This is a genomic window from Ensifer sp. 1H6 (assembly GCF_001976035.1).
GTDB lineage: Bacteria > Pseudomonadota > Alphaproteobacteria > Rhizobiales > Rhizobiaceae > Ensifer > Ensifer canadensis.
In genome coordinates, this window is sequence record NZ_MOAI01000032.1 from 1 (window position 1) to 23,044 (window position 23,044).

Here is a 23,044-nt window from a genome sequence, read left to right on the forward strand (position 1 = left end):
CCGCTGCGGGGAGAGATGTCCGGCAGGACAGTGAGGGGCAAACCTTAGCTCGGGGCGCGAGCGTTCCCCTACTCGCCGCCGCCGAGCGAATGCACGAACACGGCAAGCTGCTTGACTGTGGTGTCGCCGAGGCGTGGCAGCCAGGCCGGCATGACGCCGTGCTTGGGCGCCTTCATCTGCGCGACGATTGCCTGCTCGCTTGAGCCATTGAGCCAGAGCGCATCGGCAAGATCCGGCGCGCCGAACTCGCGATTGCCCTTGGCGTCGGCGCCGTGGCACGAGGCGCAATTGGCCTCGAACAGCGCCTTGCCCGGTTCGACCAGCGCCGCATCCGAAGGCGTGCCGGTGAGGCTGACGACATAGGCGGCGGTCTGCTTGATCTCTTCCGGCTTGAGGATCTCGGCAAAGGACGGCATTTCGGAGACGCGCGTCTCGTCGTCGCCGGTATAGCGGATGCCGTGCGCCACCGTCTGGTAGATCTCCTCAGGTTTGCCGCCCCACAGCCAGTCGTCGTCGTTGAGGTTGGGGAAGCCGGCCGAACCGGCGGCACCCGAACCGTGGCACTGGGCGCAGTTGACCTTGAAGGCCGAGGCGCCGGCCGCAACTGCGAACTGGTGAAGCTGCGGATCGGCGATGATCTGGTCGAGTGAGCTCGCGGCGATCTTTTCCAGATTGCCGGCCTGCGCCGCCTTGGCATCGGCAAGCTCGACGCTGAGTTCCGCACGGCTGGAGTAGCCGAGCACGCCCTTGGTCGCATCGGTTAGCAGCGGCACGGCCGGATAGACGATCATGTAACCGATCGCCCAGACGATGGTGGCGTAGAAGGTATAGACCCACCAGCGCGGCATCGGGTTGTTGAGCTCGCGGATCCCGTCCCATTCGTGGCCGGTTGTCTCGACGCCGCTGATCTCGTCGACATGTTTGTCCGACATGGATCAATCCTCCTTACGAGCGGAATGAGGAAAAGTGTTTTGCGGTTTTCCGCCCGCATTCCGCTCTGATTTCTGAGTCTCGATCACATCGTGATCGAAGGGGATGGCTGCGGCCCGATCGGCGGCCTTCTTGGCGCCGGGCCTAAAGATGAAGGCGACGACGCCGAGGAAGAAGAGCGTCATGGCAAGCAGCGCCCAGCTGTCGGCGAACTGGCGCATGGCCGTGTAGGTTTCCATGTCCGTGCCCTCCCTTAGCGATAGCCCGTGGTGTCGTCGTAGGTGGAGAAGTCGACCAGCGTGCCGAGCATCTGGAGATAGGCGACGAGCGCGTCCATCTCCGTCAGCTTCTGCGGATCGCCGTCGAAATCGCCGAGCTTGGCCTTGGGATAGCGCGCCTCGACACCCGACGTGTCCGCATTCGGGTCGGCCTGCGCCTTGATGTCGGCGGCGGCGTTCTCGATCATCTCGTCCGAATAGGGCACGCCGACGGCCCTGTTGGCCTTCAGCTGTCCGGCGACGTTCCTCACGTCGAGCGGCGTCGACTTCAGGAACGCATAGCTCGGCATCACCGATTCCGGCACCACCGAGCGCGGCTCGGTCATATGCTGCACGTGCCACTCGTTCGAATAGCGGTCGCCGACGCGGGCGAGATCCGGCCCGGTGCGCTTCGATCCCCACTGGAACGGATGGTCGTACATGGATTCTGCCGCCAGCGAGTAGTGCCCGTAGCGCTCCACCTCGTCGCGGAACGGCCGGATCATCTGGCTGTGACAGACGTAGCAGCCTTCGCGAACGTAGATGTCGCGGCCCGCGAGTTCCAGCGGCGAATAGGGCCGCATGCCTTCGACCTTCTCGATGGTGTTTTCGAGATAGAACAGCGGCGCGATTTCAACGATGCCGCCGATCGAGACGACGAGAAGCGAGCCGACGAGCAGCAGCGTTGCGTTGCGTTCCAGGGTGGCGTGTTTGTCGAGAATGGACATGGGTACTGCCCTCCTATTCCGCAGCCTTGAGCACGGGCGTCGAACCGAAGATCGGGGCTTCGTCACGCACGCGGCCGAGGATGGTCATTGTTACGTTGAAGGCCATGAGCAGAGCGCCGGCGAGGAACAGGGCACCGCCCAGCGCACGCAGCACGTAGTAGGGCAGCATGGCCGCGACCGATTCCGCGAAGGAATAGACGAGGAAACCCTGGTCGTCGTATTCGCGCCACATCAGGCCCTGCTGGATACCGGCAACCCACATGACAGCGGCGTAGACGACGATGCCGAGCGTGGCGAGCCAGAAGTGCCAGTTGACCATGCGCACGCTATAGAGCCGCTCGCGGTTCCACAGCTTCGGCGTGAGGTAGTAGATGGCGCCGAAGGTGATCAGTCCGTTCCAGCCGAGCGCACCCGAATGCACGTGGCCGATCGTCCAGTCGGTATAGTGACTGAGCGAGTTGACCGTCTTGATCGACATCATCGGACCCTCGAAGGTCGCCATGCCGTAGAAGGCGACGGCCATGACCATCATGCGGATGATCGGGTCGGTGCGGATCTTGTCCCAGGCGCCCGAGAGCGTCATCAGGCCGTTGATCATGCCGCCCCAGGACGGCATCCACAGCATGATGGAGAAGACCATGCCGAGCGTCTGCGCCCAGTCCGGCAGAGCCGTATAGTGCAGGTGGTGCGGACCGGCCCAGATGTACATGAAGATCAGCGACCAGAAGTGAATGATCGACAGGCGGTAGGAATAGACGGGGCGGTTGGCCTGTTTCGGAATGAAGTAATACATCATGCCGAGGAAGCCGGCCGTCAGGAAGAAGCCGACGGCGTTGTGGCCGTACCACCATTGCGTCAGCGCGTCCTGCACGCCGGCAAAGGCCGAATAGCTCTTGGAGCCCAGGAACGACACCGGAACCGCCAGGTTGTTGACGATGTGCAGCATCGCGATGGTGACGATGAAGGCGAGATAGAACCAGTTCGCCACATAGATATGCGGCTCCTTGCGCACCAGCAGCGTGCCGAGGAACACGGCGAGATAGGCGACCCAGACGATCGTCAGCCACAGGTCGACATACCATTCCGGCTCCGCATATTCCTTCGACTGGGTGATCCCCAGCAGATAGCCGGTGGCGGCCAGGACGATGAAGAGCTGGTAGCCCCAGAACACGAACCAGGCGAGATTGCCGCCGAACAGGCGCGCACGGCTGGTGCGCTGGACGATGTAGAACGAGGTCGCGATCAGCGCGTTGCCGCCGAAGGCGAAGATCACCGCCGAGGTGTGCAGCGGCCGCATGCGACCGAAGTTGAACCACGGCTCGATGTTGAGATCCGGAAAGCCCAGTTGGAGCGCAACCACGACGCCCACGAGGAAGCCGACGACACCCCAGAAGACGGTGGCGATGACGCCATACTTCACGACTTCGTCGAAATATTCCGACTGCGGTGCGGCCGCCTTGCCTGCTGACGCCGTGCTGAAGTCGAGGCGCCGCATCATAACGATCGTGCCGCCGAGCAGCACGAAGAACAGCACCCACATATGGGCTTCGAACTGCCGGTCCTGTGCGAATCCGGCGCCTAGAAGCGCCAGGAAAGCACCGACCCCGAGCAGGATCGTCTCGAAAGTGTATTTCATGGTTGGGTCCCCAACTTTATCCAGATGCAGACGCGTGCACACGCCTAAAGGCGGCATGCCCAGCGCAGCTTGCCGGAAAGTGTCAGAATCGGGGCACCCTCACCTTGATTCAGATCAAGGCCGGGGGCCTCCACTTGCTTCACCCTCAGGAAACAATGAGGGAGCGCCATAGGAGCTGGCGTCAGAACAGCATGAAGAGAACGAATGATAGTGGAATGATCCGGGTGTGGACGGGTTTGCGAGCGCGCCCTGCCCCGATGGGCGAACCGCGGGCCTGGCTGGCACGTGCGCATCAGGAACAGCTTGCGCTCTGCAACAGCCTGGAGGAAATCGCCGACAGCCTGCCGGCTGAAATCGACCGGCAGAAATGCGCCTATGCCGCCAAGATGCTGGAGCCGCTCATACGCGAACTGCATTCGGGCGAAGAGAGCGCGGTGTTTCGCTGGGTCGAGCAGAATTTCGGCGACGACCCGTCGATCGCGGCAACGCTCGCGCGGCTCAAATACGAACATTGCGAAGATGAGTGCTTTGCCGAAGAGCTCACGGAGATGCTGGTGAAGCTCGGCGCTGCCGACGAGAGCGTCAATGCGGAGACAGCCGGCTACATGCTGCGCGGCTTCTTCACCAATCTGCGAAGGCACATCGGCTTCGAGCAGGAATGTCTTCGCACGCTGCTTCCAGTCGACCCGGACATCAATTGAACGAACGGCGGCTCGAAAGGGCCGCCGTTTCTGTATCCGGCTCAACTGCATGTTTTCTTAAATCCTATTCGATTTAAGGAAACATGCAGCAATTCAAAGTGCTACAGCGACCTTTGTGCGTCCAATAAGACGCGCGGCGCTCTAGGCGACAGGGATCAGGCGGCGATGGCGCGGCGTCGGTCCGCATGCTCCTGGATCACCAGGATCGCACCGATGAGCTTGCCGTTGCTCGACATGCACGGCGTCAGCCGGCAGCGCACCACGACGGTTCGCGCGTCGACGGTCTTGGCGAAGGTATAGTCGACCACCTCGCCCGCAAAACAGCGATCGAGATAGCTCTTCACGCGCAGCTCGAAGCGCTGGATGCCAATGAATTCGACGATATGCCGACCGATGAGATCCATCGGGCGGCTTTCGAGATGGTTCGCGTTGAGCGGATTGGTATAGAGATACCGATAATCCGGCGTGATCACGGCGATGCGGTCAGGGAAGCTGTCGAGAATCGCCTCGTTGAGAAGCCCCTCGTCCGCCCGCCCCTTGTGTGGTGCAGCCGGCGTGCGCTCCAGTCGCAAGTCGGCAGCGTTGACCGCGCCCGTGGCTGCGAAATAGCGATTGATCAGCGACTGCAAAAGCTGCGAATGGCGCAGCACGCAGGAAATATCGTCGGCCTCGACGCGCAGAATATCGATCAGAAACTGGAACTGAAGGCGGGCATCTTCGACGCTCACGGCCTTCTCATCATAGACCGACTTCAAGATGGGATCGAGCTCGCGATCCAGAAGTCCGATCAGATGTTCGTCTGCTGTACGTACTGCATACTGCAGTTGTGAATACTTGAACCAGAACAGCTCAATCAGTGCGTTCAATTCGAAACCCCAATCCCCCACGGCCGAGGCCGCGCCGATGCACTTATATGACAGGCTTTGATGATGTAGATGCTGATCTACAGCGCCGCGCGTCTTATTAGACGCGCAAAGGTCGCTGTAGCACTTCGAATTACTGCATGTTTTTATTCCTAAATCGAATAGGATTTAAGGAAACATGCAGGCGTTGACGTTTCCCCCACATCCTCAGCGAAAACCACAAAGACTTGGCCACCCAAAGCGCTTGCAGTCTGCCCCTCGCAATACAACGGTGAGTTTACACTCATTACCGCCCCGTTCAACATCAGAAAGGGAAGCTTGCGGTTTCGAAACGACTTCAACGGCGCAAAGACGGCGATTTTCTCCAGCAAATGCCTTAGGCATAGACAAAAAGGGCGTTAATGCCTGCGGCGGCAACGCCTTTTGCGGTTCGAAGAGAATCAGTCTTACAGGTAGCGCTTGATGTGCCAGCGGTCGTGGTACCACAACCATTGCCCGGGATACTCCCTCACCCAGCTCTCCACCTTGTCGTTGAGAACCTGTGCCGTGGCGTTGACGTCGACAGCGCCATCGGGCTTGCGCGGAATGTCGATCGCCGGCTCCAGCTCCAGCCGAAAACGGTTGCCGGGCAGCCGGATGCAGCGGGCGGGATAGACCTCGCAATTGAACTGCCGCACGAGCTTGGCGAGCAGCGGGTTGGTCTGCACGTCCTGGCCGAAGAATTTGGTCTTCAGGCCCTTGCGGAATTTCTGGTCGACCAGAACGCCGACGCCGTTGCCGCGCTCTAGCTGGCGGGCGAGTGCGAAGGACGAACCCGCATGCGACGGCACGAGATTGCCCATGCGCTCCTTGCGGAACTCGAAGACCTTCTCGGCGACGTAAGGGTTGTTCGGCGGACGGAAGAGCACCGTCACCTCCAGCCCGAAGGCGGAGCCAGCGACCGGCAGCATCTCGAAATTGCCGCTGTGGGCGGTAAAGACGATAAAGGGTCGCGGGTTGTCGCGCAGCTCGAGAAAGAGCGGAACGCCGGAGACTTCGACGCGGCCGGGCTTGGTCGCCTCGGGATCGAAATCGAACAGCCGGTCGAGGAAGACATATTCCGCCGCCATGCGGCCCATATTGCCCCAGCTCTCCATGGCGATCGCTTCGATCTCGGCCTCCCGCTTCTCGGGAAAGGCGTTGCGCAGATTGGTCAGCGTCAGCTTGTGCCGGCTGGTCTTCGGGCCGATGAAGCGTGCGGCGCGATCCATGAAGCGGATCGCGCCGTCAGCCGGAAACAGCTTCAGGATCGTCAGAAGCAGAAAGACGAGTTGCGCAATCAGCCACTGCCGGAAATGATCCGCCGTCAGAACCAGCCGTGTGATCAGCATGCGCACGTGGATCAATCCATCTTCAGGATGATCTTGCCGAAGATCTGGCGCGATTCCATCCGCTCCAGTGCCCGGTCGATCTCGTCGAAACCGACCTGCGTATCGATGACCGGATGCACCAGGCCGCGCGCCATCTTCTGCATGGCGTTGGCCATGTTTTCCATGCGGCAGCCGAAGGAGCCGAGCAGCTTCAGCTGCTGCTGGAACAGCATCATCAGGTTCATGTCGGTCGACACACCGGAGGTCGAGCCGCAGGTGACCAGGCGGCCTCCCCGCTTCATGCAGAGCATTGAGCCGGCCCAGGTGTCCTTGCCGACGTGTTCGAACACGACGTCGACGCCCTTCTTCTTGGTGAGCTTGCGCACGACACCTTCGAAGCGGTCGGTGCGGTAGTTGATGACGTGATCGGCGCCGAGCGCCTTGGCCTTCTCGATCTTGTCGTCGGATCGACGGTAGTGATAACCGTGCAGCCGATCTTCTTGGCAAGCTGGATTGCCGCCGAGCCGATGCCGGAGCCGCCGGCATGGACGAGAATGGTTTCGCCTGGCTCAAGCTTGGCGTTGTCGAACAGCATGTGCTCGACCGTGCCGAAGGTGACCGGTGCAAGCGCTGCGGCCACGGCATCGATGCCCGGAGGTGCCGGCACCAGCAGGCGTGCGGGAAGATTGATCTTCTCCTGCGCGAAGCCGTCGAGGTGGAAGCCATGCACGCCGCCCACATGTTCGCAGAGATTGTCGCGACCTTCGCGGCACGGGCGGCAGAGGCCGCAGGTGCGCGCGCCATAGATCGAAACGAGCTGCCCCGGAAGCACGCTTGAAACGCCCGGGCCGATGCTTTCGACCACACCGGCCGCCTCGGCGCCGATGACGAGCGGCATCTTGCGCTTGGCAAAGGCCATGCCGCGCCAGCCCCACACGTCGATGTGGTTGAGTGCGACGGCCTTGACCCGGAGCGTCACTTCGCCCGGGCCTGGCGCTTCCGGCTCGGGAACGTCGGTGATTTCGAGCTTGCGGTCATCGAGCAGTTGCAGGGCGCGCATGATCTTTCCTCTGCCTTGAGCGGCATCATTTCGTCTGAAGTTTCTGCGGCGTGCTTCCTTAGATCGGATCCGGTTCAAGGAAGCGTGCAGCAGGCTTAAAGCGTTACAGCGTCGCTTGCGCGTCATGTTCGACGCGCGGCGCTGTGACCGCCGACTTAGGCCGGCTCGGCGGTCATGACAAGGCTGGCGTTCTGTCCGCCGAAGCCGAAGGAGTTCGACAGCACGGCAGAGACCTGCTGGCTGCGCTTCACGTTCGGCACGACGTCGAGCACGATGGCCGGGTCGGGATTCTGGTAGTTGATCGTCGGCGGCAAGGTGCCGGTCAGCATCGTCTGGATCGAGAACACTGCCTCGACTGCGCCTGCAGCCGTCAGCGTGTGGCCGATCATCGACTTGTTCGACGAAACCGGGATCGACGGCAGATGTTCGCCGAAGACGGCCGACATCGACAGATATTCCATCTTGTCGTTTTCCGGCGTCGAAGTGCCATGGGCGTTGATGTAGCCGATGCCACCTTCGTCGATGCCGGCGTCGGCAAGGGCCGCGCGGATCGTCGCGATCGCCGGGCCGCCATCGGGCGACGAGCGCGTGCGGTGGAAGAGATCGGCCTTCTCGCCGCACCCCTTCAGGATGCCGTAGACACGGGCGCCACGAGCGACCGCTGCTTCCAGCGATTCCAGCACCAGGGTTGCCGCGCCTTCGGCGATGACGAAGCCGTCACGGTCCTTGGTGAAGGGCTTGGAGGCCTTTTCCGGCGGGTCGTTCTGGGTCGACAGCGCCGAGAGCAGCGCAAAGCGGATCAGCGCCTCGGCACTGACCGAACCGTCGGTCGCGACTGTCAGCGCGCGATCGGTGCGGCCCTGGCGAATGGCCTCGACGCCGAGCTGGATTGCAGTTGCGCCCGAGGCGCAGGCCGTCGACAGCGTCACCGGCAGGCCGCGGGTGCCGAAGCGATCGGCCAGGCGTTCGGAGATCGCGCCGAAAAGCACGGCCTCGTGAAACACCGGATCGGCCTTCTCGCGCATCGCGGCAAGGAAGCGATTGTAGGCGTCGCCCGGCTGGGTCGACGGTGGCGAGCGGTCGGCCAGTTCAAAGCGCGCGCTCCATTCCGGCTCGATCGGCGGAGCGGCGAGAAACAGCGGGCCGTTGAAATCGCCGGAAAGACCGGCCTGCGCCAACGCCTCAAGCGTCGTTTCGCGCGCCATGGCGTAGGAGCGCTCGACCGAATTGGCCGCCGGGACCTCGATGAAATCGACCATGCCCGAAATGCGCGTGTTCAGGCCTTCCGTCGGGAAACGGGTGATCTTGCGGATGCCGGAGACGCCGCCGGTCAGCGCCGCCCAGTTGTCTTCGAGACCCTGGCCGAGCGAGGTGATGACGCCCATGCCGGTGACGGCGACGATCGGACGACCGAGATGATCCTTGTAAGCGTTGCTCATCAATCGTTCCTCTTATTCGGCCGAAAGGACCGCGACGCCTTCGCCGCGTGAATGACCAATGGTCGTCACGACCGCCGTTCTGGCGCCCGCCGTCATCGGTTTTTCGAAGCTTGCGTCGAAAGCCGGAACCTTGGCGCCGTGGCCGAGCGCCAGTGCGGCAAGCGCGAGGCCCGCCGGAAACTGCGCTTCGATGCTGTGGCCGACAAGCCCGCCATAGGCGCGCACCGGCGCGCCGGCGAGCTTTGCTTCCAGAAAGGTCTTTTCGTGGGCAACGAGATCATGCAGGCCCGAGGTGCCGGAGAAGACCACTGTCTGCGCCGGATCGAGCGTTTCGGCCGGTTTTGCCAGATCGGCAAGGCGCGCCTCCAGCTTGCCGTCGCTGCGGCTGCCACGGTCGCTGCCGATCGCGTCGATCGTGGCATAGATGCGGGCGCCTCGGGCTTCGGCATATTCGCGCGATTCCAGCATCAGGAAGGCGCCGACGGAACCGAGGATCATTCCGCCGCCATCCTGGCGCTTGCGCGACCAGATCGGCTGCCAGTCGCCGACCGTCTGCGCCTGGATGGCCTCCGTCATCAGCATGATGTCGAGACGTTCGGCCGAAAATGCGCCGCCCGCCAGCGTATGTGTCGACTGTCCCGCCTTGATGCGGAAGAACGCCGTTTCGATCGCCGAAATGCCGGCCGCCTCTTCGCCCATGAAGGTGCGCGACGATCCCGTCACCTTGTGCACGATCGAGATGTTACCGGCGAGAAGGTTGGAGAGCTGGGCGAGGAACAGCGTCGGGCGCAGTTCGGTCGTCAGCTTCTCGTTCAGCAGCTGCTCGCGGTCGTTGCGCTTCAGCGCCTCGTCGACGATCAGCGAATCGACATTGATGTCGCGCTCGCCGCCGCCGGCGGCCACGATCATGTCCATGCTGCCGCAGGCGTCGAGATTGTCCTTGAGGCCGGCGTCGTCGAGCGCCAGGCCTGCTGCAAACACGCCGAGGCGCTGCCAGTTTTCCATCTGGCGCTGGTCGCCACGCTTGGCGATCTGCTGCGACCAGTCGATCTGCGGCAGCGGATGCACCGGATAGGGCTTGAACTTTTCGGCCTCGACGCGTGGCTCCGGCGCCTCGGCCGCGTTCAGAAACGCCACATGCGGCTCGACGCCGACACCCTGGCTTGTGACGATACCGACGCCGGTGATCACCACGTCGTTTGCGGATTTGCTCATCTTCACTTCTCCGAAGCGGCATCCGCCGCAAGTGCCGTCATCAGGCCCACCTCGTCGGCGCGCCTGCGCACGATATCGCCGAGCGGCACCTGATCGAACGGCATCGTTCTGAGTTTCAATTGTGCGTCACAGACCTTCTTGCCCGCAGACGTGATCTTCGCCTTGGTGACGGCGAAACCGGAGCCATCGTGCTCGAGGAAGGCTTCGATATCGAGTTCTGCCGACGGCTCGACGAAGGCCCGCATCTTGGCGCCATCGACCGACATCAGAAACGGCATTGCCGCGAAATTGGTCGCGGCCAGCACCAGAAATCCCGAAGCCTGCGCCATCGTCTCGATCAGAAGCACACCCGGCACCAGCGGATAGCCTGGAAAGTGGCCCTCGAATACCGGGCTCTTTTCGGGAACGACGGATCGCGCCGTCAGCCGGCCAGCCGACAGATCGACCGTTTCGACACGATCGATCATCTGGAAGTATTCAAGGAGCATGGAGGCTCACCCCGTTTGGTTTCGGGCTCAAGTAAAAACGCCAATGCCGCCTGTCAAGCGCGAGGCGCGACCGGCGGCATTGGAAATCGAGTGGAAAGGCTTGAACCTTGGCCCGATCAGGCCTTGGCAGCCCGCAGCTCGTCGATCTTGGCGCAGAGGTTCTTGAGCACGAAGTATTCTTCGGTCGAAACCTTGCCTTCGTTGACTTCCTGCGTCCACTGTTCCAGCGGAATCTTGATACCGAAATCCTTGTCGATCGCAAAGACGATGTCCAGGAAGTCCAGGCTGTCGATGCCGAGATCGTCGATCGTGTGGCTTTCCGGCGTAATCGTCTCGCGATCGATCTCGCTCGTTTCAGCGATGATGTCGGCAACCTTGTCGAATGTAGCAGTCACGCGCATACCTCTTTATTATTTTATTCCGAGTCTCGGCGATCCTATAGGTAAATGCGCCGCAAAAGCCAATGGCCTTGATGGCAACCTCTGCGATTTGAAATGCGGTGTTGCTAAACGGCGACCGAATGGCGCCCCCGTCCTGACTGAAGATGAGTGTCGAAAATGGCCGCCACCGACCGGGCAAACGGCCGGCCGCGTTCGGTAAGGCTGAAGACGCCGTCCTCGATCGTCGTCAGCCCGTCCACATCCCTTGCGCGCCAGAGCTTTGCCTCCTCGACGACCGCTCCGGCGAGTTCAGGAAACTCCGCCTTGATTCGCGAGAACGAGAAGGCGAAATCGCACATGATGGATGCGATCACCCGCGCCCGCAGGCGATCATCAGGCGTCAGCATGTAGCCGCGCACCGCGGCCAGGCCTGCGTTCTCCACCTGGCGCAGATATTCGCCGGTTGCCGGCATATTCTGCACATAACCTTGACGGAACTGGCCGATCGCCGAGGCGCCAAGACCGATCAGGGTTTCGGCGCTGTCACATGTATAGCCCTGGAAATTCCGGCGCAGGCGCCCTTCCCGGTTGGCAACGGCCAGACTGTCGCCGGGCCTGGCGAAATGGTCGATGCCGATCGCCTCGTAGCCGGCGGCAACAAGCATGTCGGCCGCCCGGCTCATCTGGGCAAAACGTTCGACGATACCTGGCAGGCTCTCGTCTGATATCATCGACTGGTGCTTCTTCATCCACGGCACATGGGCATAGCCGAAGAGCGCGACGCGATCCGGCGCCAGCGACACGACGGCGTCGATCGTTGCCTCCAGCGACGACAGGCTCTGGTAGGGCAAGCCGTAAAGCACGTCGCAATTGACCGAACCCACGCCGCGGGCTCGCGAAGCCTCGATCGCATCACGCGTCTGCTCATAGGTCTGGATGCGGTTGATCGCCTTCTGTACCACGGGGTCGAAATCCTGGACGCCGAAGCTCGCCCGCGTCATGCCGATCGCTGCCAGCGCGTCGTGGCGCGCCGCGTCGAGGTCGTTCGGGTCCATCTCGATGCTGATTTCGCAATCGCTGGAAAATTCGAAGTGACTGCTGAAGGCGCGCTTGAGCGCGATCAGATCGTCCGGCCTGACCAGTGTCGGCGATCCGCCGCCCAGATGCAGCGCCGTGACCTTCGCTTGGCGGTTCACCCGCCCGCCGATCGTGGCGATTTCGCGGTGCAGTCCGTTCAGGTAGCTCGCCACCGGCTCGTAGCGTAACGTCTGCTTGGTGTGACAGGCACAGAACCAGCACAGCCGGTCGCAATAGGGCACATGGGCGTAAAGCGACAGCGCCTCACCCGGCCCGATGGCCTCTAGCCAGGACTGGTACTCAGCCTGACCGACCGCCTCCGAAAAATGCGGCGCGGTGGGGTAACTGGTATAGCGCGGCACGGGGCTCGCATATTTCAGGATCAGAGCGTCGTCCATCGGTCTCTCCGTCAAGATGGCAAACGCATAGGACGGATGGGAAAGCACGCCGTTGATTTTGATCAAGCCGTCGAATTAACACGTTAAAATTGACAATGCTCAATTCAACATGAGACATTGTTTCGCGCTTCCGGAATTAGCACCTGTCAACTCTTGATTTAACCGCCCGCATCCTCTTTGGTCCCTCGAACAAACCCGATGCAGGGAAGAAAGATTTGCAGATCGTGACCGAACATCGCCGCAAGGATATCCACAATTCGGACATTCCAGCCGTCTGTGCTGCCTGCGAGGCGCGCCACGGCGGCGTCTGCGGCACGCTGACTGCTGACCAGCTTCTCGACCTCAGCCGGCATTCGACCCGCAGGCGTGTCGAACCCGGTCGCGAGGTCGTCGGCCAGGGCGAAATGACTGACAGCTACGCCAACATCATCAGCGGCGTCGTCAAGCTGAGCAAGGTTCTCTCCGACGGACGCCAGCAGATCGTCGGCCTGCAGTTCGCTCCCGATTTCATGGGCCGGCCGTTCACGCGTGAAAGCGCGCTGACCGCCGAAGCGGCGATCGACACCGACATCTGTTCGTTCCCGCGCAATGTCATCGAGCGGCTCGTTGCCGATGCGCCGGGCCTTGAACACCGCCTGCACGAACAGGCGCTGAAGGAACTGGACGAAGCGCGCGACTGGATGCTGACGCTCGGCCGCAAGACCGCGCAGGAAAAGGTGGCGAGCTTTCTCTATATCATCGCCACTCACATCGATCCGGAAAACGGCACGGCAACAGCATTCGATCTGCCACTGTCGCGCGCCGATATCGCCGACTATCTCGGCCTGACGATCGAGACCGTCAGCCGGCAGGTGACCAAGCTGCGCAAGGACAATGTCATCCACATCGAAAACAGCCGTCACGTCACCGTGCCAAGCATGGACCGGTTGATGCAGGTGGCCGGCATCGACTGAGTCCGCCGTCCAAGGTTCAGCGCGTTTCCGCTTTAAAGAAGTCGCGGAAAACCGCTGCGCACTTCTCCGGGAAATGCTCTATCTCTTTGTTTTATGCATTCTCCGACGGAAAACCGCTCCGCACTTTTCCTGGAAATGCTTTTAACGCGTGATGACGATGCGCGTGTTTTTCAGCCCGTGTTCACGGGCAAGCGCGAAGAACTCCGCGGCATTGTTGGGATGCAACCGCACGCATCCGTGTGAGGCAGGGCGGCCCAGGCGCTTGACATCATAGGTCGCGTGAACAGCATAGCCACCGTTGAAGAACACGGCGTAAGGCATTGGCGCATCATCATATTTTTTCGAGCGATGATTGCGCGAAAGCCACTTGGCCTTCCAGCTCCCCTTCGGCGTGACATAGCCCTTGCGCGCGGTGGAAACCTTCCAGCGATACATCACGACGCCGTTCTGCTTTACCACCATCGTCTGGGAGGAGAGGCTGATCTTGGCAACGAGATTGGCGGCGTTCAGCGGCTGAACGGAAAACTGCATCAGAACGGCAATCACCACAATCAGGGATGTGTGTCGCATGCTTCACTCCCCGCGTGTGAAACCTCGACTGCATGCCTCCGATCAGCGGAGAAAATCCCGCAGCAGGCTTCAGGCGCGTTGCAGCATCCTTTGCGCGTCATATTTGACCCGCAAGGCCGCAATCAGTGGAACCAAACGTCCGCAGAGAATAACCGGCCCGTAATGTTGCAAGTTTAATACATATGGAAAGAAAAATCTTAATGCCAAGATCAACTTGCCGTGGATACGCGGTAGAAACCGATCAAATCATGGCGATCAGAAGAACAGCCAAGGTCATTGCCGAACAAGCACCATAGAATACAGCGATACCGGCGTCGATGTCTTCGCTTTCGGCAACGGCGCGGCCAGGCCCATTGATCATCGGTTCGCTGACCATGACCCCGCCATAGACGCGCGGACCCGCTAGCTGCAGGTCCAGCGCGCCGGCCATCGCCGCTTCCGGCCAACCTGAGTTGGGGGAGCGGTGCAGGCCGTGATCGCGAAACGCCACTCCGATCGCATCGGCCGCCGCGGGGCGCCCACGATGCAGCCAGGCGCGGCAGCGATCAACAGGACGGATAGTCTCGCTGCCGGCAGGTTGGCGACATCGTCGAGCCGGGCGGAGGCCCAGCCGAAATTGAGGTATTTCGGCGATTTGTGGCCGATCATCGAATCGGCGGTGTTCAGCATCTTGTAGGCGAGCAGCCCGGGAAGACCGGCAACCGCATACCAGAAGGCAGGCGCCACCACCCCATCGGAAAAGTTCTCGGCAAGGCTTTCGATCGCGGCGCGGCAGACGGCGGGCGCATCGAGCGTCTTCGGGTCGCGCCCGACGATCATCGACACGGCGTTTCGGCCGCCTTCCAGCCCCCCCAACCGCAAGCCTTCGGCAACGCGCCGGACATGATCGCCAAGGCTCTTCTGCGCCAGGAACACCGCAACGACGACAGCCTCGAGCAGGTAGCCGATGGGGGCCATCACCGAGAACAAGCGGTGCAGGATGCTGCCGGCAAGCACGCTGGCAAGCAGCAGCACGCCGATCGTCAGGATACCGCGTATTTTCAGGGCGCCGGCACCGAGGCTCTCATGCCTGTTCAGCGCCCCATCAAAAACCGCGATCGCCTTGCCGAAAAACACCACGGGATGCGGCAGGCGTGACCAGAGCCAGTCCGGATCACCGACGACACGATCAAGCAGCAGGGCAGCCACAAGGATGAGAAGAATCTCGCTCGACACTCAGCACTCCCCTGGGCGCAACGCGTCCCCAGGGCGCAACGCGTCCCCAGGGCGCAACGCGTCCCCACGGCGCAGGGCGTCCGCCAGTCGCCGGTCACCTTCCGCATCGGGCGCAAGCCCGATCCTGAGCCAGCGAGAATCGTAGTCGAATTTGCGCGTCAGGATCTGCGCCTCGCAGAGATGACGGTGCAAGGCATGGGCATCGGCATGTTCCACCAGCACGAACAGCCCGGTTCCACCGATGCGCTTGAGACCGGCCTCATCAAGAACCGCATCGAGCCCAGCGCGACGCTCAAGAATGCCCGCGGCGATCGCTTGCGTATCGCCGGACATCAATGCCTTGGAGATAACCAGCGCCGGCCCGGACACTGCCCAGGGGCCGAGCCACTCACGAAATGCATCGAGCACGGTATCGGCTGCCACGACGAAGCCCAGGCGCAGGCCAGCCAGACCGAAGAATTTCCCGAAGGAGCGGAAGACGATGAGATTGTCGTGGGCGCCGACTTGGCCGGCGACACTGAAGTCCGGCTCCAGATCGCCGAAGGCCTCGTCGACGACCAGCACGCCGCCATTCGCCGCCATCGTCGCCGCCATCGCCAGGATTCCTGCCGGCTGGAAGGCGCGGCCGGTCGGGTTGTTGGGGTTGACCACAACTGCAAGGCCGTGGTCGACGCCAAGATCCTCGGCACGCTCCACCCGATCGACGGCAAAGCCTGCCGCGGCCAGCACGCGTGCGTATTCGCCATAGGTCGGGCCGAAGACCGCGACGCGGCGACCGGTAGGAACCAGCCGCGGCAACAGCTGGATCACCGACTGGGTGCCGGGAACCGGCAAGGGCTGGATACCATCGGTTCGGTAGTAGCTGGCGGCGGCAGCGCGCGCGCCATCGATCGTCAGTTTGTCGGGCAGCCGGTGCCAGGCCTGCTGCGGCACCGGCGGCAATTCGACCGGGCGCGGATTGATGCCGGTCGACAGGTCAAGCCAGTCCTCGAAGCGGCCGCCGAAACGGGCAGCGGCTTCGGTGACGCCGCCGCCATGCACGATCGGCGCGCTCATGGCCTGCCCGCAATATCGATGAGATGCATGAACGAGCCGGCGACATTATCGCGCTTCAAACCCGCCTGCCCCAGATCTACGCTGGCGGCATCGCTGACGGAAAACAGCCGATCGGCTGCCCCTTCCGAGACGATGGTCGCATAGTGGAATTCGTGCGCCGTCATGGGTCCATCGAAGAATGTGTTGTCGAGGGGCACGACGCGGCGGTAGCCGAGGTGCCGCCTGCGCTCGGCAAAACTTGTGGTGAGCGGCAGCAGGCCGAGCATTTCGTAGCGCGCACCGTCGGCCGCGACAAGCCCCTCGCCCAGCACCATGTAGCCGCCGCACTCGCCGAAGATCCGCGCGCCACGCCTGGCCGCCGTCCCGATACCGGATCGGAAGGCTGCCGCCGCCTGCAGGCGTCCAGCATGAAGCTCGGGATAGCCGCCCGGCAGATAGACCGCATCGGCCGCCACGTCCGGGCCTTCGTCGGCAAGTGGCGAAAAGAAGGAGATTTCCGCCCCGGCGCGGCGCCAGCCGAAGAGCAGGTGTTCGTAGCAGAAGGCGAAGGCCACATCCCGTGCCACGGCGATATGCTGGCCGAGCGGTTTGAACCGGGTGACCTCGGCCATCACCCGCTCTTCCGGTGAAAGTGCTGACGCAGCGCGGATCGCGTCGAGATCGCAGGTCGCCTCGACCCGGTCCGCCGCATAGTCGATGAAAGTTTCAAGCGTGCCGTGTTCTCCTGCCTGCACCAGGCCGAGGTGCCGCTCGGGCAGCTTCAGGGCACCATCCTGCCGCAGCACGCCGAAGACAGGCATGGCCACGCGCGTCAGCGCATCGCGCAGCATCATCTCATGCCGATCGCTGCCGACCTTGTTGAGAATGACGCCGGCAACGCGGATATCTTTGCGGTGATCGGCATAACCGCGCACCAGTGCCGCCACCGAATGCGACATGCGGGCACAATCGACCACCAGGATGACGGCGAGATCGAGTGCCTCGGCAAGATCGGCCGGCGCACCGCTGCCGTCGGCGGCACCGTCATGCAGGCCCATCATCGCCTCGACGACGAGCGTGCGCCCATCGGCGGCGTAGGCCGCATTTGTCGCGAGAAGCGCGGGGCGCATGGCCCAAGGGTCATAGTTGAGGCAGGGCTCGCCGCTCGCCGCGGTATGAAATGCCGGGTCGATATAATCAGGACCTGCCTTTCCCGGCGCGATCGCCATGCCGCGCCGTCGCATGGCGCGCATCAGCCCGAGTGTCACCGTGGTCTTGCCGGAGCCCGAACAGGGCGCGGCGATCAGCAATCCGCTCATGCGGGATCCCTGAGCCCGCGGCTTGCAAGAGGATCGGCCACAAGCTGCCGCCCATCAAGCGCCCCGATCCAGTCGAGCGACGCCCGCAGGCGCACGACCTCGCCGACGACGACGATCGCCGGCGGCTCCAGACCGGAAGCGATAACATCGGCTTCGGCGCGCGCCAGCGTCGTTTCGAGCACCGTCTGCTCCGGCGTTGCCGCATTGCAGACGAAGGCCACCGGCTCTTCCGGCGAGCGCCCGGCACCAATGAGATTGGCGGCGATGGCGCCGATATGTTTCATCGCCATGTACATCACGATCACGGGCGAGCCCGAGGCAATGCCTTGCCAATTGATGCGGTCCGGCACTAGGCCGGAGGAGTCGTGACCGGTCAGGAACGTGACGGCGTGGTTGACCTCGCGGTGGGTGACGGGAATGCCGGCATAGGCAAGCCCACCAATCCCGGCAGTAATGCCCGGCACGATGCGAAACGGGATGCGGTTTTCGACCAGCGTCAGCGCCTCCTCGCCACCCCGCCCGAAGACGAAGGGATCGCCGCCCTTGAGACGCAGGACGCGCTGGCCGGCGCGCGCCAGCTCGACGAGCCGGAGAGAAATATCGCGCTGTTTCGGCGAAGGCTTGCCACCGCGCTTGCCGGCAAACTCCAGCACGGCGCCCGGCCGGGCGAGCTTCAGGCAGTCCTCGTTGACCAGCGCGTCGTGAACGATGACATCCGCCTGCCGCAGCGCATTGGCGGCATGAAGCGTCAGCAGGCCGGGGTCGCCCGGGCCAGCGCCGACGAGCCAGACGGTACCGGGCTCAAGCGCAGGCAGGCCGGAAAAAATCGTGTCGTTCATGCCGTTTCTCCCGCCACGCGCTTAAAGCCTACCGCTGAACTGCCTTGGCACCGAGCGGATTCAGATTCACAGGAATTCCGCATAGTTATTTGAAATATCTTGCATATCTTTACCAAAACGCGATCCGAGAAATAGCTCATGATGCGGCCGCCAGGGTTGCCGGCATGATTGCCAGACGGTGATCGGCAGGCCCGGCAATCGCTGCCGTTGCATGTGAAGACGTGAGCTTGGCAACCAGCAACACGCTTGCCGAGCCGGCGCCGACAAGAGCGGCGCCCTCGGCAACACCGTGGCAGCCGGTATGGGCAAAGACAATCGCCGAGGGATTTTGCAGCCGGGGCGCTTCGGCTTCAAGCGTCGCCGCATCGAAGAAGCGTGCGGCCACGGCAAAGTGCTCGGCGGCAGCGTGGATCGCCGGCTCGCCGCGCCTCGCGTCGAGCGAGGCGACGAAGCCGATATCGGCTTTGTCAGCGCCGGCCTGCGCCAACGCCTTTTCGGCAAGCGCAATCACTTCATCAATCGGCGTGCCGCGCTCGCAGCCAAGACCGAGGACGAGTGGTCCCGGCGGTCGCCGCGCTATGCTGGATGATTTCATGGTCGACCTCGGCCCCCTTCGCGGCAATCCACACGAAGCGCCGCCCGGCTCAAATCCCGGGTCGGTCTGGACAGCACCGATTCCAGCCCCCTGCCTGGGTCGGCCGCATCGGACGCTCTTTCAGTCCGCCAGAAGCGGACGCCGTCGCACATCCGTCATTTTTACCGGAGGCAACCGCACGGGTCAAACCGGATTGCGCCATCGCCATGTCGCGTTTGACGAAACCCACCACTCGCCTTCGGCGCGCGCATACCGCCAGAACCGGCAATCGACGGAAGACAGCAAACGCCCATCCGAGTACCCATAGTCTCAGAATAAGGCACTGATTTCTTGAGAGAATTCTCATCTTGCGACGAGCATCGCAGATGCACCACGACAGAAGGCTTTGCATTTCGCCGCGGCCTCTGACACAAGGCGAGAAAGGCCTGCATACTCCTCCCTCCTCGAGTCTCTCCCGTGCAAGATCTCGCTTTCCACCTGCTCGTGTTCCTGTTCGTTGCCGCCTTCATTGCCGGCTTCATCGATTCGATCGCCGGCGGTGGCGGCATGATTACCATTCCCGCCATGCTGATTGCCGGCATCCCGCCGCTCCAGACGCTGGGCACCAACAAGCTGCAGGGGCTGTTCGGCTCGGGCTCGGCAACCCTTTCCTATGCCCGGCGCGGTCACGTGAACCTGAAAGAGCAATTGCCGATGGCGCTGATGTCGGCGGCGGGCTCCGTGTTGGGCGCGCTGCTCGCGACCGTCGTTCCCGGCGACGTTCTGAAGGCGATCCTACCCTTCCTGCTGATTGCCATCGCGCTCTATTTCGGCCTCAAGCCGAACATGGGCGACGTCGACCAGCACCGCCGCATCACGCCGTTCGTGTTCACGCTGACGCTCGTGCCGCTGATCGGCTTCTACGACGGCGTCTTCGGTCCCGGCACCGGCTCGTTCTTCATGCTCGGCTTCGTCACGCTTGCCGGATTCGGCGTCTTGAAGGCGACGGCACATACGAAATTCCTGAACTTCGGCTCGAATGTCGGCGCCTTCGCCGTCTTCCTGTTCTTCGGCGCCATCCTGTGGAAGATCGGCCTGATGATGGGCGTCGCCCAGTTCCTCGGCGCCCAGGTCGGCTCGCGCTATGCCATGGCCAAAGGCGCCAAGATCATCAAGCCGCTGCTCGTCGTCGTCTCGATCGCGCTGGCCGCCCGGTTGCTGGCCGACCCGACACATCCGCTGCGCATCTGGCTGGGGCTCTGAGGCGGGACCCACCTACGCGCTGTTTGCCTGTGCTGCCGAGCGCAGGCGGCCAACGTCATCCTCACGCGACCGGTCAAAGGCTCGGATCTGAAGAGCTGGGCGTTGGCGGTCGCCTGACGTGCGGGTCCCAGAAAGGCGCGTGTCGCACTGGCCCGCAAGCTGGCGGTGGTGTTGCACCACATGCTCATGGACAGAACCAACTTCATTCCCCACAAGGTGACGCCAGCCATGGCCGCTTGAGCCGGAAGGAGACAACAACACAGGTTTCGGGTGGGCACTGCCATCAGCCCCCCCGAGCGAGGTCCCTTCGCCGGGACGATGGATGGGTTAGGCCGCAGACTTGGGCGCAGCACTCAGGTGACTGCGCGCCCCTAGATTGGCCAGCCGGTCCTCAGCAGACCCCATAGAGCAGCGGCCCAGCGTCGACTGCGAACAGAAGCAAGCACTCGGCGAGGGATTAAGCTCACAAGGGATTGACTCAAGGCCCGTTACAGAAGGCCAAGTCTCCCGCACTCCTTGGCGGGAGGTTCGAACTTAGGAGATTACAATGAAAATTATTATCGCCGCAGTGGCATCACTCGCGTTTGCGACTTCCGCTATTGCTGCTGTGCCGTCGACGCCAACCGAGAAGAAGCCCACTGTCAAAACTGCAGGCCAAGTTGAACTGGCATGGGGCAAAAACCGCTCGGGCCAAACCACGACATCGTCCGACAAGTACTCGAACGGCAGGACCTTTCGCTGATCCAGCCTAATGCAAAAAGGGCGGCTGCGGCCGCCCTGAATTTTGGCAATATGCGGCTATGGCGGGAAGCGGTGACGTCCTCCCCAAGGCCCCCGCGGGTGTCACCTCTCACCGTCGGCTCGCCGGTGAAATTCCCGTAACCAAGACGAAAGTCGAGCAAGGCCGCACCTTGAGCCTCTAGTCGCTAGAGATTTCAGAGTGCCACTCATGCTTCGCCAGTCAGGGGCCGCATGGGGCCGCCTGCCCGCGAAGCGTCGTGCTGTCCTTCGCTCGCCTTGAGGTTCCAATGTTTACCACCCTGCCCGCCATCCTGATGCTTGTCGTCGGCCTGTTCACCCTGGCGCTGGCGATCCTGCGCCGCGTGCAGTCTGGCCGCTCGCCCGTTGTGCTGACCTATGGCAACGACGCGGAAGGTTTTGCCGGCAAGCTCTTTCGGATGATCGTGGCGGCGCTGGTGGTTCATCTCCTGGCGATCGCCGCCTTTCCCGATGCGGTCGGCGCCACGCTCGGCCGGATCCCGATGCTCGACAAGCCGCTCCTTCACGCCGTTGGCCTCGTGCTCATGACGCTCGGCGGCGGGTTGACGATGCTGTCGCAATGGGCGATGCGCCACTCGTGGAAGATCGGCATACCGGAGGAGCAGGACGCGCCGCTGGTCACCTCCGGCCTCTACGCGTTTTCCCGCAACCCGATTTATGTCGGCATGGTCACGGCGCTGACCGGCACCGTGCTGGCCGTGCCGAACGTCGCCTCGGTGGCGCTCACTCTCTCAGCCTGGATATCGATCTCCTATCAGATCCGCATGGAGGAAACGTACCTCTCCCGCGCTTTTGGCGAGGCGTATGGCGCCTATTGCAAGCGCGTCCGGCGGTGGATCTGAAATCACGCGGATTGCGCGCCAATGGAACCTGCGGCGGCTGGACCCGCACCCGACCTCAAAACACCGCCAGCAGCAGCGCGCCGGCGGCAATGAAAACGACACCGAGCCAGTTCATCAGGTTGAGCTTTTCGCCGAGGAACAGCACGCCGAAGATGGCGACCATGACGATCGACAGCTTGTCGATCGGCGCCACCCGCGCCGCATCGCCGAGCTTCAGGGCGCGGAAATAGGCAAGCCAGGAGGCGCCGGTGGCAAGGCCGGAAAGTGCCAGAAACAGCCATGTCCGCCCCGGGATTTCCGAAGGCTTCTGCCATTGCCCCGTTGCCGCGACGATGCCGGCCAACACGAGGAGGATGACGACGGTGCGGATCAGCGTGGCGAAGTCGGAGTTGATCTGGGCAACCCCGACCTTGGCAAACACTGCCGTGAGCGCCGCAAAGGCAGCCGAAAGCAGAGCCCAGAACTGCCAGCTCTGGCTCATCAGAACTCGACGCCCTTCTGCGCCTTGATGCCGGAGCGGAACGGATGCTTGATCAATTCCATCTCGGTCACCAGATCGGCGGCTTCGATAAGGTCTTCCTTGGCGTTGCGGCCGGTCAGTACCACATGGGTCATGTGCGGCTTTTCTTCCTTCAGGAAGCGCACGACTTCGGCCACGTCGATATAGTCGTAGCGCAGCGCGATGTTGATTTCGTCGAGCAGCACCATCGAGTTGCGCTCGTCGCGGATCAGTTCCTTGGCCTTCTCCCAGGCCTTTTCCGCCATCGCCACGTCGCGGGCGCGGTCCTGCGTTTCCCAGGTAAAACCCTCGCCGAGCGTATAGAACTGGCAGACATCGCCGAAATGCTTCTCGATCAGGTCGCGCTCTCCGGTTTCCCAGGCGCCCTTGATGAACTGCACGACGGCGCAGGGCATGCCATGGGCGATATGGCGGAAGATCATGCCGAAGCCGGCGGTCGACTTGCCCTTGCCCTTGCCGGTGTTGACAATGATCAGACCCTTCTCGTCGGTCTTCGTCGCCATGATCTTTTCGCGTGCGGTCTTCTTCTTCGCCATCTTCATCGCATGGCGGGCATCGTCCTTTTCGGCGACACCTTCACCCGTGCTCACCACTTCTTCGCTCATGACGTTCT

General features: G+C 62.6%; 22 protein-coding genes and 3 pseudogenes. 5 read left to right on the top strand and 20 right to left on the bottom strand.

All coding sequences use genetic code 11. The features are described 5' to 3' along the window. Positions 1-68: 68 nt before the first annotated feature. The 4 genes and pseudogenes from ccoP to ccoN all read right to left on the bottom strand — a co-directional run bounded on the left by ccoP (position 69) and on the right by ccoN (position 3,551). Positions 69-932: a cytochrome-c oxidase, cbb3-type subunit III gene (gene ccoP / locus BKP54_RS28245; protein WP_025427349.1), complete on the bottom strand. Its 864-nt coding sequence runs from the start codon at positions 930-932 to the stop codon at positions 69-71. Positions 933-1,019: 87 nt separating this feature from the next. Continuing rightward, positions 1,020-1,169, bottom strand: a pseudogene (locus BKP54_RS36835) (cbb3-type cytochrome c oxidase subunit 3); the annotation flags it as partial. 14 nt (positions 1,170-1,183) lie between these two features. Then, the gene (gene ccoO / locus BKP54_RS28255) at positions 1,184-1,915 is read right to left on the bottom strand and encodes a cytochrome-c oxidase, cbb3-type subunit II (RefSeq protein WP_025427351.1); all 732 of its coding nucleotides are present in this window, start codon (positions 1,913-1,915) and stop codon (positions 1,184-1,186) included. Positions 1,916-1,928: 13 nt separating this feature from the next. Further along, entirely contained in the window at positions 1,929-3,551 is a 1,623-nt protein-coding gene (gene ccoN, locus BKP54_RS28260) for a cytochrome-c oxidase, cbb3-type subunit I (RefSeq protein WP_025427352.1), read from the bottom strand. Between the two features lie 215 nt (positions 3,552-3,766). On the opposite strand from ccoN, the gene BKP54_RS28265 reads away from it, so the two are divergent. Then, positions 3,767-4,252: a hemerythrin domain-containing protein gene (locus tag BKP54_RS28265; RefSeq protein WP_025427353.1), complete on the top strand. Its 486-nt coding sequence runs from the start codon at positions 3,767-3,769 to the stop codon at positions 4,250-4,252. A gap of 155 nt (positions 4,253-4,407) precedes the next feature. On the opposite strand, the gene BKP54_RS28270 is transcribed toward BKP54_RS28265, so the two are convergent. The 8 genes and pseudogenes from BKP54_RS28270 to hemN form a co-directional block, all read right to left on the bottom strand. After that, the gene (locus BKP54_RS28270; protein WP_025427354.1) at positions 4,408-5,118 is read right to left on the bottom strand and encodes a PAS domain-containing protein; all 711 of its coding nucleotides are present in this window, start codon (positions 5,116-5,118) and stop codon (positions 4,408-4,410) included. Positions 5,119-5,561: 443 nt separating this feature from the next. Beyond that, positions 5,562-6,485, bottom strand: a complete 924-nt coding sequence (locus tag BKP54_RS28275) for a lipid A biosynthesis lauroyl acyltransferase (protein WP_038577074.1) — start codon at positions 6,483-6,485, stop codon at positions 5,562-5,564. Between the two features lie 11 nt (positions 6,486-6,496). Continuing rightward, positions 6,497-7,524, bottom strand: a pseudogene (locus BKP54_RS28280) (zinc-binding dehydrogenase). A 155-nt stretch (positions 7,525-7,679) separates the two neighbouring features. Then, the gene (locus BKP54_RS28285; RefSeq protein ID WP_025427357.1) at positions 7,680-8,963 is read right to left on the bottom strand and encodes a beta-ketoacyl-ACP synthase; all 1,284 of its coding nucleotides are present in this window, start codon (positions 8,961-8,963) and stop codon (positions 7,680-7,682) included. Positions 8,964-8,975: 12 nt separating this feature from the next. Then, positions 8,976-10,178: a beta-ketoacyl-ACP synthase gene (locus tag BKP54_RS28290; RefSeq protein WP_025427358.1), complete on the bottom strand. Its 1,203-nt coding sequence runs from the start codon at positions 10,176-10,178 to the stop codon at positions 8,976-8,978. 2 nt (positions 10,179-10,180) lie between these two features. Beyond that, on the bottom strand, positions 10,181-10,666 hold the full coding sequence (locus BKP54_RS28295) for a 3-hydroxyacyl-ACP dehydratase FabZ family protein (RefSeq protein WP_057208732.1): 486 nt from the start codon (positions 10,664-10,666) through the stop codon (positions 10,181-10,183). A gap of 116 nt (positions 10,667-10,782) precedes the next feature. Further along, the gene (locus BKP54_RS28300; RefSeq protein WP_107027602.1) at positions 10,783-11,067 is read right to left on the bottom strand and encodes an acyl carrier protein; all 285 of its coding nucleotides are present in this window, start codon (positions 11,065-11,067) and stop codon (positions 10,783-10,785) included. Positions 11,068-11,171: 104 nt separating this feature from the next. Then, positions 11,172-12,521, bottom strand: a complete 1,350-nt coding sequence (gene hemN, locus BKP54_RS28305) for an oxygen-independent coproporphyrinogen III oxidase (protein ID WP_025427361.1) — start codon at positions 12,519-12,521, stop codon at positions 11,172-11,174. Positions 12,522-12,736: 215 nt separating this feature from the next. On the opposite strand from hemN, the gene BKP54_RS28310 reads away from it, so the two are divergent. Continuing rightward, positions 12,737-13,474, top strand: coding sequence for a Crp/Fnr family transcriptional regulator (locus BKP54_RS28310; RefSeq protein WP_051509171.1), 738 nt, complete (start codon positions 12,737-12,739; stop codon positions 13,472-13,474). A 141-nt stretch (positions 13,475-13,615) separates the two neighbouring features. Here BKP54_RS28310 and BKP54_RS28315 read toward each other — a convergent pair whose 3' ends face one another. The 6 genes and pseudogenes from BKP54_RS28315 to BKP54_RS28340 form a co-directional block, all read right to left on the bottom strand. Further along, on the bottom strand, positions 13,616-14,044 hold the full coding sequence (locus BKP54_RS28315; protein ID WP_025427363.1) for a L,D-transpeptidase: 429 nt from the start codon (positions 14,042-14,044) through the stop codon (positions 13,616-13,618). Positions 14,045-14,285: 241 nt separating this feature from the next. Next, a pseudogene (gene cbiB, locus BKP54_RS28320) lies at positions 14,286-15,259 on the bottom strand (adenosylcobinamide-phosphate synthase CbiB). After that, positions 15,260-16,315, bottom strand: a complete 1,056-nt coding sequence (gene cobD, locus BKP54_RS28325; RefSeq protein WP_084815262.1) for a threonine-phosphate decarboxylase CobD — start codon at positions 16,313-16,315, stop codon at positions 15,260-15,262. Beyond that, positions 16,312-17,613 (bottom strand): cobyrinate a,c-diamide synthase, encoded by a 1,302-nt coding sequence (locus BKP54_RS28330; protein WP_084815263.1) that lies wholly within the window; start codon positions 17,611-17,613, stop codon positions 16,312-16,314. Before BKP54_RS28330 ends, cobD begins: the two co-directional genes overlap by 4 nt. Continuing rightward, positions 17,610-18,452 carry a uroporphyrinogen-III C-methyltransferase gene (gene cobA / locus BKP54_RS28335; protein WP_025427367.1) on the bottom strand — a complete coding sequence of 281 codons (843 nt, stop codon included), beginning with the start codon at positions 18,450-18,452 and terminating at the stop codon, positions 17,610-17,612. The genes BKP54_RS28330 and cobA overlap by 4 nt, the downstream gene beginning before the upstream one ends. A 136-nt stretch (positions 18,453-18,588) precedes the next feature. Then, positions 18,589-19,047, bottom strand: a complete 459-nt coding sequence (locus BKP54_RS28340; protein WP_025427368.1) for a cobalamin biosynthesis protein — start codon at positions 19,045-19,047, stop codon at positions 18,589-18,591. Positions 19,048-19,503: 456 nt separating this feature from the next. Between BKP54_RS28340 and BKP54_RS28345 the strand changes: the two genes are divergently transcribed. The 3 genes from BKP54_RS28345 to BKP54_RS28360 all read left to right on the top strand — a co-directional run bounded on the left by BKP54_RS28345 (position 19,504) and on the right by BKP54_RS28360 (position 21,911). After that, positions 19,504-20,289, top strand: a complete 786-nt coding sequence (locus BKP54_RS28345; protein WP_025427369.1) for a TSUP family transporter — start codon at positions 19,504-19,506, stop codon at positions 20,287-20,289. Positions 20,290-20,836: 547 nt separating this feature from the next. After that, entirely contained in the window at positions 20,837-21,031 is a 195-nt protein-coding gene (locus BKP54_RS28355) for a hypothetical protein (RefSeq protein ID WP_025427370.1), read from the top strand. Between the two features lie 286 nt (positions 21,032-21,317). Further along, a complete protein-coding gene (locus tag BKP54_RS28360) occupies positions 21,318-21,911 on the top strand; it encodes an isoprenylcysteine carboxylmethyltransferase family protein (RefSeq protein WP_025427371.1) in 594 nt (197 codons plus the stop codon). A gap of 55 nt (positions 21,912-21,966) precedes the next feature. On the opposite strand, the gene BKP54_RS28365 is transcribed toward BKP54_RS28360, so the two are convergent. Together BKP54_RS28365 and cobO are read right to left on the bottom strand one after the other, a co-directional pair. After that, the gene (locus BKP54_RS28365; RefSeq protein ID WP_025427372.1) at positions 21,967-22,392 is read right to left on the bottom strand and encodes an EamA family transporter; all 426 of its coding nucleotides are present in this window, start codon (positions 22,390-22,392) and stop codon (positions 21,967-21,969) included. After that, positions 22,392-23,036: a cob(I)yrinic acid a,c-diamide adenosyltransferase gene (gene cobO, locus BKP54_RS28370; protein WP_025427373.1), complete on the bottom strand. Its 645-nt coding sequence runs from the start codon at positions 23,034-23,036 to the stop codon at positions 22,392-22,394. The genes BKP54_RS28365 and cobO overlap by 1 nt, the downstream gene beginning before the upstream one ends. Positions 23,037-23,044: the final 8 nt, after the last annotated feature.